The 14,709-nt window shown below is 44.8% G+C and carries 12 protein-coding genes; all 12 read left to right on the top strand.

Annotated features, from left to right (window positions below):
• The first annotated feature begins 18 nt into the window (after window positions 1-18).
• The 12 genes from AC4E8D_RS21725 to AC4E8D_RS21670 all read left to right on the top strand — a co-directional run bounded on the left by AC4E8D_RS21725 (window position 19) and on the right by AC4E8D_RS21670 (window position 14,631).
• Entirely contained in the window at window positions 19-999 is a 981-nt protein-coding gene (locus tag AC4E8D_RS21725; RefSeq protein WP_339305043.1) for a ketopantoate reductase family protein, read from the top strand.
• Window positions 978-1,352, top strand: coding sequence for a DUF3397 domain-containing protein (locus AC4E8D_RS21720; RefSeq protein ID WP_036614898.1), 375 nt, complete (start codon window positions 978-980; stop codon window positions 1,350-1,352). Before AC4E8D_RS21725 ends, AC4E8D_RS21720 begins: the two co-directional genes overlap by 22 nt.
• A gap of 153 nt (window positions 1,353-1,505) precedes the next feature.
• The gene (locus AC4E8D_RS21715) at window positions 1,506-3,203 is read left to right on the top strand and encodes a peptide ABC transporter substrate-binding protein (RefSeq protein WP_221822019.1); all 1,698 of its coding nucleotides are present in this window, start codon (window positions 1,506-1,508) and stop codon (window positions 3,201-3,203) included.
• 189 nt (window positions 3,204-3,392) lie between these two features.
• Window positions 3,393-4,325, top strand: a complete 933-nt coding sequence (locus tag AC4E8D_RS21710) for an ABC transporter permease (protein WP_076211567.1) — start codon at window positions 3,393-3,395, stop codon at window positions 4,323-4,325.
• 47 nt (window positions 4,326-4,372) lie between these two features.
• On the top strand, window positions 4,373-5,254 hold the full coding sequence (locus AC4E8D_RS21705) for an ABC transporter permease (RefSeq protein WP_370511422.1): 882 nt from the start codon (window positions 4,373-4,375) through the stop codon (window positions 5,252-5,254).
• Window positions 5,255-5,271: 17 nt separating this feature from the next.
• Window positions 5,272-7,041: an ABC transporter ATP-binding protein gene (locus tag AC4E8D_RS21700; protein ID WP_091028470.1), complete on the top strand. Its 1,770-nt coding sequence runs from the start codon at window positions 5,272-5,274 to the stop codon at window positions 7,039-7,041.
• A 157-nt stretch (window positions 7,042-7,198) separates the two neighbouring features.
• Window positions 7,199-8,830: a bacillithiol biosynthesis cysteine-adding enzyme BshC gene (gene bshC, locus AC4E8D_RS21695; protein ID WP_221822021.1), complete on the top strand. Its 1,632-nt coding sequence runs from the start codon at window positions 7,199-7,201 to the stop codon at window positions 8,828-8,830.
• Window positions 8,831-8,874: 44 nt separating this feature from the next.
• A complete protein-coding gene (locus tag AC4E8D_RS21690) occupies window positions 8,875-10,140 on the top strand; it encodes an adenosylhomocysteinase (protein WP_221822023.1) in 1,266 nt (421 codons plus the stop codon).
• A 273-nt stretch (window positions 10,141-10,413) separates the two neighbouring features.
• Complete coding sequence (gene mraZ / locus AC4E8D_RS21685; RefSeq protein ID WP_017687291.1) at window positions 10,414-10,851, top strand: division/cell wall cluster transcriptional repressor MraZ; 438 nt, start codon at window positions 10,414-10,416, stop codon at window positions 10,849-10,851.
• Window positions 10,852-10,869: 18 nt separating this feature from the next.
• Window positions 10,870-11,820: a 16S rRNA (cytosine(1402)-N(4))-methyltransferase RsmH gene (rsmH, locus tag AC4E8D_RS21680; protein ID WP_221822028.1), complete on the top strand. Its 951-nt coding sequence runs from the start codon at window positions 10,870-10,872 to the stop codon at window positions 11,818-11,820.
• A 27-nt stretch (window positions 11,821-11,847) separates the two neighbouring features.
• On the top strand, window positions 11,848-12,276 hold the full coding sequence (locus AC4E8D_RS21675) for a hypothetical protein (RefSeq protein WP_490205206.1): 429 nt from the start codon (window positions 11,848-11,850) through the stop codon (window positions 12,274-12,276).
• 12 nt (window positions 12,277-12,288) lie between these two features.
• Window positions 12,289-14,631 (top strand): penicillin-binding transpeptidase domain-containing protein, encoded by a 2,343-nt coding sequence (locus AC4E8D_RS21670; protein ID WP_221822032.1) that lies wholly within the window; start codon window positions 12,289-12,291, stop codon window positions 14,629-14,631.
• Window positions 14,632-14,709: the final 78 nt, after the last annotated feature.

Here is a 14,709-nt window from a genome sequence, read left to right as displayed (position 1 = left end):
CGGAGAGGAGTGCATCATATGATCATTGACATCGTAGGAGCGGGGGCACTTGGTCTTTTGTATGGCGGGAAACTGCTGGCATCAGGTAACCAGGTCAGATTTTGGACCAGAACAACAGCTCAGGCAGACCTCCTCAGTCATAATGGAGTAACCATTGTGGAACAAGACGAGGAGATACATATTCTACCGGATCAAATACAGGCGAAACCAGTAAGTGAGCTGACTGACACTTGGAAGAACACACCAGGAGAATGGTTACTGCTCATGGTTAAGCAGACAAGCATTGATGATTTCATTCATGAGATTAGTCCATTACAAGATCATGTGGTGAATATCGCTTGTTTTCAGAATGGGATGGGCCACCTGGCAAAACTTCACGCAGCTTTGCCAAAGTCGCTTCTGTGTAGTGCGGTTACAACAGAAGGTGCGAAGCGTACACAAAGTCAGGTGATTCGTGCAGGTACAGGTGAAACCAGGCTGGGGAGGTACAACACACATATAGTAGCTTCTACCTCTATAGAGGAGAAGAGAACATTTACTCTGTCGGGATCGTTGCAGCAGGCAGGATTTGACTGTACAGTGTCGAATGAAATCGATAAGCTGATATACAGGAAACTATTGATTAATGCAGTCATTAACCCGCTTACAGCACTATGGCGAATCCCTAATGGAGAATTGATCGTCAAGGAAGAACGAAAGAGGTTAATGCGCCAGTTATATGATGAAGTATTGTTAATCTATTCTGCAAGTGGAATATGTTTGGATCAGGATATGTGGGATCAACTACTATCGGTCTGTCGTTCTACTGCCACGAATACTTCCTCCATGCTTGCAGATGTTCTCGCTGGACGTGGTACAGAAGTGAGGTCAATTAACGGTCATATTGTAAGAATGGCACAGAAGTTGGACCTTGTTGCACCTACACATGAAATACTGCTTCATCTGATTGAAGGAATGCAACCGGAAGGAGTGAATGAATGGGACTTTTTATTGTGTTGAGCATATTGCCCTTTTTTCCGTTCTTTCTTGTTTATTGGGGAATGTATGTGTGGAAAAAAGACAAACGCAAAGCATTGCGAATGGCAATGGATGTAACCACTTTTTTTCTTGTATTTTCAGTTTCAGCGTTATTCAACTTAACATTTGATTCGAATTTTGGTTTTTATCTGACATTAATACTCATACTAGTAGCACTTGGATTCATCGGGGGTGCGCAAAATCGACTAAAAGGGAAGGTTGATAGGGGTAGAATGTTCCGGGCCGTATGGCGCATGTCTTTCGTCATCATGAGTTTCGGGTATGTTTTGTTTACTTTATTTGGATTATTTAGATACTTCATGCAACAGATGTAAGGATACATAACGCAAAAAGGCTAAAAAATGTGTCGATTTTGTCGAAAACTGAAAAAAACATTACTTTCTGAAAAAGTAATGTAGATTTTTTTGACCGGTGGTTGTATAATCTATAAACATATAAACCATATCAATTTAGGGGGAACGTGTTAGATGAAAAGGAAAAGTCTATTAGTCCTTTTGACGCTGATTTTGGCGTTCGGTACCGTACTTGCAGCGTGCGGATCGAAAAACGAAGGCACAGGTAACACCGATACTGGTTCTGCAAGCGAAGGAAATGGTCTTGCTAAAGATCAAATTCTGAAAATTAACCTGTCAGCTGAACCTCCTACGTTGGACCCGGCTCAAGCAAAAGACAGCCAAACCAACACAGTTCTGAAATTCTTGTATGAAGGTCTTGTACGCATCGATGCTGATGGCAAAGAACAAGCTGGCGTAGCTAAAGACTGGACAATCTCCGAAGATGGTTTGAAATATGTTTTCAACCTGAACCCGGATGCTAAATGGAGTAACGGTGATGCAATCACTGCCGAAGACTTTGTTCGTTCTTGGGAACGTGCTTTGAAACCGGAAACAGCTTCTCCATATGCATACCAATTGTACTATATTAAAGGCGCTGAAGGTTACAACCTCAGCAAAGATGAAACATACAAAGGTACTAAAGTCACAGATTTCTCACAAGTAGGCGTTAAAGCTACTGATGAGCACACATTGGAAGTAACATTGGAAAACCCAACACCTTACTTCTTGGGTCTGACAGCATTCTACACGTACTACCCAGTACATGCATCTGCTGACACCAATGACAAATTCTTCACAGACTACAAAAACATGATCGTTAACGGACCATTTGTAATGGATCAATACTCTAAAGGTCAAAAAATTGTTGTGAAGAAAAACGATGGTTACCATGCAGCTGCCGATATTAAATTGGCTCAAATCGATATGTCTCTGACAAACAGCAGTGCTTCCGAACTGCAAGCTTACAAATCAGGACAATTGGACTACACTGGTGCACCTAACGGTGAAATTCCATCCGACCAAATTCCTTCTGTAAAAGCGGAATTGCCGGACGAGTTCAAAGCTACTGGTATTGCAAGTACGTACTACTATCAGTTCAACGTAAACGAAGCACCATTTAACAACGTTAAAATCCGTAAAGCATTTGCAATGGCAATTCAGCGTCAGCTGATTGTTGACAAAGTTACACAAGGTGGACAAATTCCAGCATTCGGCTTCGTACCTCCAGGTATCCGTGGTGAAAACGGCGAATTCCGTGATGAGCACAAAGACGATTACTTCACAGAAAATGTGGAAGAAGCTAAAGCATTGCTTGCTGAAGGTATGAAAGAAGAAGGTTACACAACATTGCCAGCTGTTACGTTGATCTACAACACTAGTGATGGTCACGCGAAAATCGCTTTGGCGGTTGCTGACATGTGGAAACAAAATCTTGGTGTTGATGTGAAAACAGAAAACCAAGAGTGGGGCGTATTCCTTGAGAACCGTCAAAACCAAAACTTCCAAGTAGCTCGTGCAGGTTGGTCTGCTGACTACAACGATCCATACAACTTCTTGGAAATGTGGACTACTGGAAACACAAACAATGATTCCAAATTCAGCAACGAACAGTATGACAAAGATGTTAAAGAAACTGTAAAATCTGCTGATCCAGCTGCTCGTATGGCTGCATTTGCTGACGCTGAGAAAATCCTGATTCAAGATGAAATGGGCGTTATGCCAATCTATTATTACACTAACGTATCTTTGACTAAGCCTTACCTGAAAGGCGTACAACTTGATTTCAGTGGAGCTATTGACTACACTCGTGCATATCTGGAAGAGAAATAAGTTGTTCTGAAGTCTAATATGAATACTTCGGGATATATATGTGGAATTCCATATATATCCCGATTTTTTGTATGTGCACCGATTTTCCTTATAATTCTTGAAATTTCCGATAAATGGATTGGACTTTATTTCTGTCTAATTCTACAATCGATTTGTATACAAAATATTGTTTGTGGAGGTGTGCAAGGGTTGGTTAAGTATGTGTTGAAAAAACTATTATTTATGCTGCTATCGCTTTTCATACTCGCATCTGCAACCTTCTTCCTGATGAAGGCTATTCCGGGTGACCCTTTTACATCCGAGAAAAAAGTATCGCCTGAAATTCGGGTCTTGCTGGAACAGAAGTATGGATTGGACAAACCGATGTATGAACAATACCTGAAGTATATGGGTGGAATCCTTAAGGGAGATTTCGGAGTCTCAATGAAATATCTCAATCGAGATGTAGCCGGAATGATCGGCGAAACATTCACCGCTTCGTTGAAGCTTGGCGTGTTTGCAATTGTTATCTCCATTATCGTGGGTGTTCTGCTGGGGCTTATTGCTGCAGTTTACCATCGTAAACTCATTGATGATATCACGATGATCCTGGCTGTCATAGGTATAGCTGTTCCGAGCTTCTTGCTGGCGTCACTATTGCAGTATCTCTTTGCTACTAAATTAGGCTGGTTTAACGTTATGGGCTTTGATGGTCCATTGGATTACGTTCTTCCGGTTGCAGCGTTATCTGCATCTCCGATTGCATTTATCGCTCGTTTGACGCGTTCGAGCATGCTTGAAGTCTTACATGCTGATTATATCAAAACAGCTAAAGCCAAAGGTCTGAAATGGCCTGCAATTATGTTTAAACACGTTGTAAGAAACGGTATTCTACCAGTAGTAACTTATGTTGGTCCAATGACAGCGAATATCATCACAGGTTCCGTTGTAATTGAACAGATCTTTAACATCGGGGGAATTGGTAAAGTATTCGTAGAGAGTATCACAAACCGTGATTACACTATGATCATGGGGATTACAATTTTCTATGGTATCCTCCTGATGTTGGCTCGTTTCTTTACGGATATCGCTTACGTGCTGATTGATCCTAGAATTAAGCTGGAAAGCCGGAAGGGGGCATAACGTTGTCTGGCACGAATAATAAAAAGAATGAAACGGCGAACACGAACCTGACTAGTCAGGCAGCGGTTAAACCGCAAGAAAGTGTATCCCTTTTTAAAGATGCCATGTACAGACTTGCAACCAATAAGGCTGCAATGATCAGTCTGAGCGTGTTGGTTCTTGTCGTGATTTTCTCTTTGATTGGTCCAACTTCTTTGTTTACAAGTTATAATTATTATTCCAATGATTTGTTGAATGCCAATGCAGCACCGAGTGCGGAGCACTGGTTCGGTACGGACGAGCTTGGTCGCGACGTGTGGGTAAGAACTTGGGTAGGAGCACGTGTATCCCTTACTGTAGGTTTGGCCGCAGCCTTGATTGACCTTGTTATCGGGGTTATTTATGGAGCGATCATGGGTTTCTACGGTGGACGTGTAGATGGAATTATGAACAAGTTTTCTGAAATCCTCTACTCCTTGCCGTACATGCTTGTTGTAATTTTGTTACTGGTTGTACTGGAACCAAGTCTAACAACGATTATCATTGCCCTCACCATCACAGGCTGGATCAGCATGTCATGGATTGTGCGTGGTGAAATTATGCAACTCAAAAACAGAGACTTTATTCTTGCTGCAAGGTCCATGGGAGCAAGCACAGGGCGTCAATTGTTCCGTCATTTGTTGCCCAATGCAATAGGACCGATTCTTGTAACATTGACGTTGTCCATTCCAAATGCAATCTTTGCCGAAGCGTTCCTGAGCTTCCTTGGATTGGGTGTATCAGCACCAAGATCTTCACTAGGTTCTATGATCAATGATGCACTTACAGGCTGGACGCTATTCCCGTGGCGGATGTGGTTCCCAGCAGGTCTGATGGTTCTTACAATGCTTGCATTTAACTTGCTCGGAGACGGTCTGCGTGACGCACTCGATCCGAAATTACGTAAATAGAAACAGGAGGTGGGATTATGGAGCCGATTTTAACTGTCAAAGACCTGAGTGTGTCGTTCTCAACACGTTCTGGTGAATTTGATGCCGTTAAACATGTGAGTTTTGAACTTGGCAAAGGAGAGACGCTGGGGATCGTAGGTGAATCGGGTAGTGGTAAGAGTGTTACCGCCCAAACCATCATGAAATTGATTCCCTCCCCGCCTTCGAAGGTCAAAAGCGGAGAAATTACTTTTCACGGGCAAGACCTGCTGAATAAGACAGACAAACAAATGGAAGCGATTCGTGGTAAAGATATCGGTATGATCTTCCAAGATCCAATGACTTCATTGAATCCTACTATTAAAATTGGTAAACAAATTACCGAAGTATTGCGCAAGCACCAGAACATGTCCAAACAAGCGGCGAATAAAGCGGCTTTGGAGATGCTTGAACTTGTAGGTATTAAAAATGCGGCTATTCGCATGAATCATTATCCACACCAATTCTCTGGTGGTATGCGTCAGCGTGCCATGATTGCGATCGCACTTGCATGTCGTCCATCCCTTCTGATTGCGGATGAACCGACAACTGCACTTGACGTTACAATTCAGGCTCAAATTCTGGATGTCATGAAAGACATGCAGCAAAAGCTGGGAACATCGATCATGCTGATTACGCATGACCTTGGTGTCGTAGCGGGTATGTGTGACCGTGTTGTTGTTATGAAGGAAGGCGAAGTTGTTGAAACAGGAACAACTGCTGAAATCTTTAGTAACCCTCAACATCCATACACCATTAAATTGCTGAATGCTTTGCCTCGTCTGGACGAGCCCAAAAAGGAAAAACCAGCTCCGGCTGGTATTATCAAAGGCAGCAATAAGCCTCTGGTACAAGTGAAAAACTTGAAACAGTACTTTAATTTGGGTAAAGGTAACATTCTCAAAGCGGTCAATGACGTAAGCTTTGATATCTTTGAAGGTGAAACACTTGGCGTTGTAGGCGAGTCTGGCTGTGGTAAATCCACAACAGGTCGTACCATTCTGCGTCTTTATGAGCCAACTGGCGGAAATGTTAACTTCAACGGAACGGATATCTACAAGTTGTCCCCGCGCAAAATGAAAGAAATGCGTAAAGATATGCAGATGATCTTCCAAGATCCATATGCATCTCTTAACCCGCGTTTCAATGTTATGGATATTATCGGGGAGTCCCTCGATATTCATGGTCTGGCTTCCAGCTCTAAAGAGCGCAAGAGACGAGTGGAGGAACTGCTTGATCTGGTAGGTTTGAATCCAAGTCATGCTCTTCGTTATCCACATGAATTCTCCGGTGGTCAAAGACAACGGATCGGGATTGCGCGTGCACTTGCTGTAGACCCTAAATTCATCATCTGTGATGAGCCATTGTCTGCACTGGATGTATCCATTCAGGCGCAGGTCGTGAAATTGCTTGAAGAACTTCAGCAACGTCTCGGCTTGACTTACCTGTTTATCGCGCATGACTTGTCGATGGTTAAACATATCAGTGACCGTGTCGCTGTAATGTACATGGGTAAAGTGGTTGAGCTCGCAGAAAGTGAAGAACTGTATGCGAACCCTATCCACCCTTATACCAAAACATTGCTCTCAGCAATCCCTGTACCTGATCCGGAAGTGGAAGCGAACAAACGTCGCATCTTGCTGCCGGAAGAGCATATGAGCCCGATTCAGAATGGATCTGGTGGTCCTGCAAATGACCCGTACAACCTGGAAAATGCTCAATTGATTGAGGTTTCCAAAGGTCACTGGGTTGCAGAACCTTACGTATAATAGGAATATTAAAGCGATATGCTATTATTGATGTATTAAATGCCGCCGACTTGTTCGGCGGTTTTTTTCGTATTTTAATCACTTTCTTTTGACGAAGCGGCCTTGAATTCGGTACAATCAAGAAAGGCTCTTTGAAGCAGAATAGGAGGCAGACCTCATGAACGGTATTACCGAGGCACTCCGCAGCGGATCAAGACTTGCAGAAGAATATATCTGTTCAAGAGATGCTGCGCGTGGCCTTTACGAGTATGACATTCGCTGGGAATCAGGACTTCAGGCGCGTGCCGAGTGGCTGGACCAATCGGAAAACACACGTATTGATCGTCGTGATCTGGCAGAGTATTTACGTATATATAATAAGCGGGTGAACGACCATGGAGAGGTTCATGCGTCTATCACACGTCTTGCAGAACAAGATGCACTCGTAGTTACAGGAGGACAGCAGAGCGGTCTGCTCACCGGACCCCTGTTCGTCATATACAAAGCCGCCAGCGTAGTGGCAGCTGCGCGTGAAGCGGAAGAAAGACTTCAACGCCCGGTAGTCCCAGTATTTTGGATTGCCGGTGAAGACCATGACTGGGATGAGGTTAACCACACATATCTACCTGATCATCAGGGAGACATGAAGAAGGTTAAGTTACAAGGACGATTCGCAGGAAGGGATTCTGTGAGTAATGTTCATGTGGATAAACAGCAGTGGATGAATGTACTCGAACAGGTGGAACATCTTTTACCTGATACGATACATAAACCAGGACTGATGAAATGTATCACAGAGATCCATCAATCCAGTTCAAATCTGAGTGATGCATTTGCCCGCATGATATCTGCCTTGTTTGCCAGCAGTGGACTTGTTCTAATGGATGCATCGGATCCAGATTTACGCAGGTTGGAACAGCCCGTGTTTGAGCGGTTGATACGAAAAAATGCAGTGCTGCGCAACGCATACACACAAGGTGCTTCGCAGGTACAACAAGCTGGTTATGCTATGCCTGCCGAAGTAGCAGAGGATGGAGCCAATCTGTTCTACATTCATGAAGGTGCGCGTCTACTCTTGTTGTTGAAGGACGGGTTATATAGTGATCGCAAAGGTTTGGTTTCTTTTACAGAGGAACGTTTGCTTCAGGAACTGGGAGAACATCCGGAGCGCTTCAGTAACAATGTACTGACACGACCATTAATGCAAGATTCCGTGCTGCCTGTAGCCGCTGTTATTTTGGGGCAAGGTGAAATTGCATATTGGGGTTTGACTCGGGAGGCATTCCGTCAGTTCGGCCTGCAAATGCCCATTTTGTTGCCGCGGTTGTCTTTCACCATTATGGAAGATATTCATCACAAACATATGAAACAATATGGGCTTTCTTTTCAAGATGTTCAATATCATATAGAAGAAAAGAAGGAGCAGTGGCTCGCACAGCAGGAGACGTTCCAGGTAGATGAACAGTTTGACAAGGTTCAGGAGGCGTTTCTTGATCTGTATGGACCGTTGCTAGATGAGATCGCAGAGATTCATCCGGGGCTGGAACGAATTGGCGATACCAATTTGAGTAAAATCAACGAGCAAATGCAGTATCTGAAACAGCAGACTCACAAAGCTATCGAAGATAAACACAATGTGAGTCTAAGGCACTGGAACGGCATTCAGAACTCCTTATTCCCAACGGGCAAACCACAGGAACGAGTACATAATGCACTCTTTTACCTGAATCGTTATGGCACCGAGTGGATCGATGAACTGATTAAGGACTCAAGTGAATTCCTTGGAGAGCATAAGGTTATTGCACTGTAGAGCCCTTTATAATAGAAGAAACACATAAATGAGGAGGATATGAAATGACTACACCTGCATTGCAAAACAGTATTGTTAAAGATATGGGACTCGCTTCAGAGGGTCACCTGAAAATTGATTGGGTAGAAGCGCATATGCCGGTACTGAACCGCATTCGTCGCCAGTTCGAACAGGATCTGCCCTTCAAAGGTTTGAAGGTTGCCATTTGTCTTCATCTGGAAGCGAAAACAGCTTACTTGGCAAAAGTGATCCAAGCGGGTGGGGCGGAAGTAACGATTACGCACAGCAACCCATTGTCTACACAAGATGATGTTTGCGCAGCATTGGTGGAAGACGGCGTTACGGTGTATGCGAAGTACAATCCGGAGCCTGCGGAATTCAAAACATTGCAACTGCGTGCGCTTGAGGTGAAGCCTGATCTCATTATTGATGATGGTGGAGACTTTGCAACCATCATTGCATCCGAGCGCCCTGACCTCGCAGCAACCATTCGCGGAGGAGCAGAAGAAACGACAACGGGTATTATTCGTTTGAAAGCATTGGCGAAAGAAGGCCAATTGAAGTTTCCGATGGTTGCGGTTAATGACGCATACTGCAAGTATCTGTTTGACAATCGCTACGGTACGGGACAATCTGCATTCGACGGGATTATTCGTACAACCAACCTAGTTATCGCTGGTAAAAACGTAGTGGTAGCAGGTTATGGCTGGTGTGGTAAAGGTGTAGCGATGCGCGCCAAAGGTCTTGGTGCAAATGTGATCGTAACCGAGATCGATCCAATCAAAGCGGTAGAAGCACACATGGACGGATTCCGGGTCATGACGATGGTAGAAGCCGCCAAATTGGGCGATTTCTTTATTGCAGTTACAGGCAATAAGGATGTTATCACAGGTGAGCATTACGATGTGATGAAGGACGGAGCGATCCTGAGTAATGCAGGTCACTTTGATGTTGAAGTGAATAAACCTGAACTGGCTAAACGTTCGGAATCGATTCGCACAGTTCGTCGCAACATTGAGGAATATCGCTTCAAAGATGGTCGTAAAATGTACCTTCTTGCAGAAGGTCGTCTTGTGAACCTGGGTGCAGCAGATGGTCACCCTGCCGAAATCATGGATACGACGTTTGCCCTGCAGGCACTTGGTCTGCGTTATGTAAGTGAAAATTATGAAAACTTGGGTAATAACGTTGTTAATGTACCTTATGATATTGACCAGCAGGTTGCCAGCTATAAACTTGAAAGCCTGAATATTGGCATCGACTCCTTGTCAGCTGAGCAAGAGAAATACCTGGATAGCTGGAAATTTTAAGCTTTATCCAATAATTACAAGCTGATGAAATGATTCAATAGGTATAGAATGGTTTATTGATGATATGGCTCATGTGCGGGTAGACATACGATTGCCCGTTTACGGGAAGCGTCTTTGATCCTGAGTGACAGGATCAAGGACGTTTTTTTATGCTGAAAATTTAAAAAATCAAGTCATGCAAGAAGGGTTTTGATTTTTTTGTGCGAATCTATTATGCTTAGGTGGTGGAAAGTGGGGCAAAGTGGGAGAAACGGGTGAGGAGTGAGTGGGCCAATGTTTATGGGGGAGTTCCAACATAGCATTGATGATAAGGGTCGGGTTATCATTCCGGCTAAATTCCGCGAATCTCTGGGACCGTCTTTCGTTGTCACACGGGGTTTGGACCAGTGCCTTTTCGTGTACCCCATGGAGGAGTGGGGGGTCATGGAACAGAAGCTCAAAGCACTGCCATTGATGAAATCTGATGCACGTGCGTTTACCCGGTTTTTTTTCTCGGGTGCAACCGAATGTGAACTGGACAAACAGGGCAGGGTAAATCTGCCGGGCAATTTAAGAGAGTATGCCAAGCTGGACAAGGATTGTGTTGTTCTTGGCGTGTCAAACCGGGTGGAGATTTGGAGCAAAGGCATATGGGAGAGTTATTTCAATCAATCCGAAGAAGCATTCAACGACATTGCCGAAAAGCTGGTCGATTTTAATTTTGATTTATAAAGTCAGGAGGGGTGCAGGTTGTTTCACCACATAACCGTACTCAAAGAAGAGGCAACAGAGGGATTAAACATCAAGCAGGACGGTATATACGTGGACTGCACTTTAGGCGGTGGCGGACATAGCTCCGTGATTGCTTCCAAGCTCGGTCCAGGGGGACGTCTGATCGCACTTGATCAGGATGATTGGGCTTTGGATAATGCTCGCGAGAAGCTCGCTGCTTATGGAGAACATGTAACATTGGTGAAAACCAATTTTCGAGATCTGGAACAGGTACTCAAGGATCTGGATGTACCAATGAAGGATGGTGCACCACAGGTCGATGGTATTTTGTACGACTTGGGTGTGTCATCTCCGCAATTTGATGAAGGAGAACGTGGGTTCAGCTACAATCACGATGCTCCGCTCGATATGCGAATGGATCAGGATGCAATGCTGACGGCTAAAGAGATTGTGAATGAGTGGCCAGAAGAAGAGATTGCTCGAATTTTGTATCGCTATGGTGAAGAGAAGTTTTCGAGAAGAATTGCCCGTGTTATCGTCGGAAAACGAGCGCAGTCTACCATTGAGACGACAGGAGAACTCGTGGAACTGATCAAGGAAGGCATCCCGGCGGCAGCTCGCCGTACCGGTGGACATCCTGCCAAACGCAGCTTCCAGGCATTACGCATTGCCGTCAACGATGAGTTAGGTGCCTTTGAAGAAGGCTTGCATCAGGCTGTTCGTTGTCTGGCACCAGGAGGACGTGTATCTGTTATTACCTTCCACTCCCTTGAGGATCGGATATGTAAACAGATTTTCAGCAGTTATCTGGAAAAATGTACATGTCCACCCGATTTTCCGTTGTGTGTATGCGGCGGCAAAGGGACCCTGCGTTTAGTTAACAGAAAACCGTTGATTCCAACGGAAACGGAATTGACCGAAAATTCACGTGCTCGTTCAGCCAAGCTGCGCGTAGCCGAGAAATTGTAGATCAAGAGTGGAGGAGAGAATCGGAGTATGGCATATACACGTGGTAATCTCGCTGTAAAAGAAAAAGCGTCCCAGGAACGTGTGACCCAGCAACGATACAAAGAAACCACCAAAGTGGTGACCCGTCGTACGGGTCTTCCGGCACGCGAGAAGATTCTGTATCTGATTACCTTAGTTGCAGTTATCCTGGTTGGAGGAACCTTGATGTCTCGTTATGCTCATATCTATGATCTGAACAAGCAGGCTCAGTCCACTATTTCGGATATCAAAGGGTATGAAAAGACGATTGCAGACCTGCAGGTGGAAAAAGAAACATTGAACAACCAGGTCATCGAAAATGCAAAACAACTTGGTTACGTTGAAGCATCCGGTAAGGATGTCATTTATGTACCTCGCTCAACAAGTACGAATTCAACTGGTACTGAGTCGTCCTCGAATACAGCAAGCAGTAAGTAAAGAGGTGTTCCGATGATAAAAAGAATAAAGATGCGCACGTTGCTTATAGGGGGATGTATTACCCTCTTTTTTCTTGTACTCGTAACCCGAATCTTTTTCATTCAAGTTGTGAATGGCGGTGTATGGCAGGAACGGGCAGCCGGTTTGGTAGAGCGGGAACAGACGATTAAGGCTGCACGTGGAACGATTACGGATCGAAACGGTAACATTTTGGCTACTGACGCGCCTGCATATACGGTTTCCGTTAATCCGTTATTAATTAATGAACTCGGAATCCAGGATGTTGTTACGGAGAAGCTCTCTGCCCTTCTTGGGAAAAATGAGAGTGAGATGCGTGCTTTGGTCACAGCCAAAAATGCAAAGGGCAAGTTTTTTCAACAGCGTGAAGTGCGCAGTGAAGGTTATAAGATAAGTCCTGAGATTGCGGCACAAGTCAACGAGTTGCGTGAAGAACTGCAAGATGAATATAAGGCGCGTAATGCAATAGTGATGGCTCAGGAGTCGAAGCGTTTTTACCCTGAAGAAACACTTGCTTCTCACCTCTTGGGATATATGAGCCGTGATGGAAAAGCTGTCAATGGACTTGAAGTCTCATATGATGAAACACTGACAGGTACAGACGGATATCTGAATTATCAGAAAGATGCCAAAGGCATCAAACTTCCGGATTCACAGGATAACTATCTGCCACCTCAGAACGGTAAGAACCTTACGCTGACCATCGATGATACGATCCAGTTCTACATTGAGGATGCAATGAAAGAAGCCGTCGCCAAGTATAATCCATTGAGCATGACGGTCATTGCTGCGGACCCAAATACGATGGAGATTCTAGGGATGGCTAACTGGCCAACTTTTAATCCGAATACGTATGGGAGTACACCTGATCAAAGGAATTTTATCAACCATGCTACGCAATCCATCTATGAGCCAGGGAGTACATTCAAAATAGTGACGCTAGCAGGGGCTGTTGAAGAAAAACTTTTCGATCCCAATGCAAGTTTTGAATCCAAACGCATGTATATCGGTGGTTTCCCAATTAGTGACAATGGTCATTCCTATGGTTGGATCTCGTATCTCGAAGGTGTCAAACGGTCAAGTAACATTGCTTTTGTTAACTTGGGTTACAACATGCTTGGCGGTGAACGTCTGCGTCATTACATAGACGAATTCGGTTTCGGCAAAAAGACGGGTATTGATCTGCCGAACGAGGCAGCGTCCCCGATCAAGCCACTGGTTTACAAATCCGAGATTGCTACTGCTGCTTACGGACACGGTCTGGTACAGGTAACACCAATTCAACAGGTCGCAGCAATCTCTGCGATTGCCAACGGTGGCAAATTGCTGGAGCCACATCTGGTGAAGGAGATCAAGAACCCGAATGATGGGACAACGGAAGTCATCAAACCCAAAGTTGTTCGTCAGGTGATTTCCAAGGAATCTTCCAAACTGGTGAGTGGTTATCTGGAACAAGTCGTTGCAGACCAAACGATTGGTACCGGTCGTAACGCCTATATTGAAGGTTACCGTGTAGCTGGTAAGACAGGTACGGCAAGAAAAGTTGTTAACGGAGCATACAGCAAGTCGAAAGACGTTGTATCGTTTATTGGATTTGCGCCCGTGAATAATCCGAAGATTGCTATACTTGTTGTCATTGACCAACCGGATGGAACCAACATTGGGGGAGGAACCGCAGCTGCCCCGGTGTTCAAAAAGATTGTCAGCCAGACTCTTCAATACATGGGAATACCCAAAGATACAGCCAAAACTCCTGACAAAAAGTCAAAAGAAGTCTCGGTCGTGCAAGCCAAGGCGCCTGACTTGAGTGGCAAGACAGCCAAACAAGCCAGAAGCCAGCTTCTAAGCGCAGGAATTGCTTATGTGACTCTTGGTCAAGGTGATAATGTAATTCGGCAGTATCCGGTTGCTGGCGCCTCTATGAATCCAGGCCAACGAATCTATCTGCTAACGGAAGAAAGCAGCAAGATGAAGATTCCCGATCTAACAGGTGAATCTCTCCGTGATGCCCTTGAAGTACTTTCTCTCATGAAGGTGGGGGTTACGGTCAAGGGTGAGGGCTATGTGGTGAAGCAAACGGAGCAGGTCGCAGGTGAGCAGAGAACTGTACAGTTGAACTTGCAAACTGCCAAAGCTGCAGTGACAGGTATAGCCGATGAGGCTCCAATCTCTTCTGATCCGTCGTCAGAAGCTGAAGTGAAGGAACAAGAGGCTTCGGCCGGAGAAGTTAAAACCGACGAAACAGACGGAACAGAAGAAACAGATAACAACAAAGCTCCTGCCAATGAATCCGAATCCTCTGATGATCCAGCAACAAACGGAGCTTCGCTTCCTTAGGGAGCTCTGACAGCTTGTTCTAACCCCCGGTTGTCCTGAATATTCATGAATGGAACGAATGTCATGATTTTGGGACGA

The sequence above is a fragment of the Paenibacillus sp. SRL342 genome (assembly GCF_984798905.1).
Note: the sequence above shows the minus strand (reverse complement) of the source record. Positions and strands in the feature narration are given on the sequence as shown.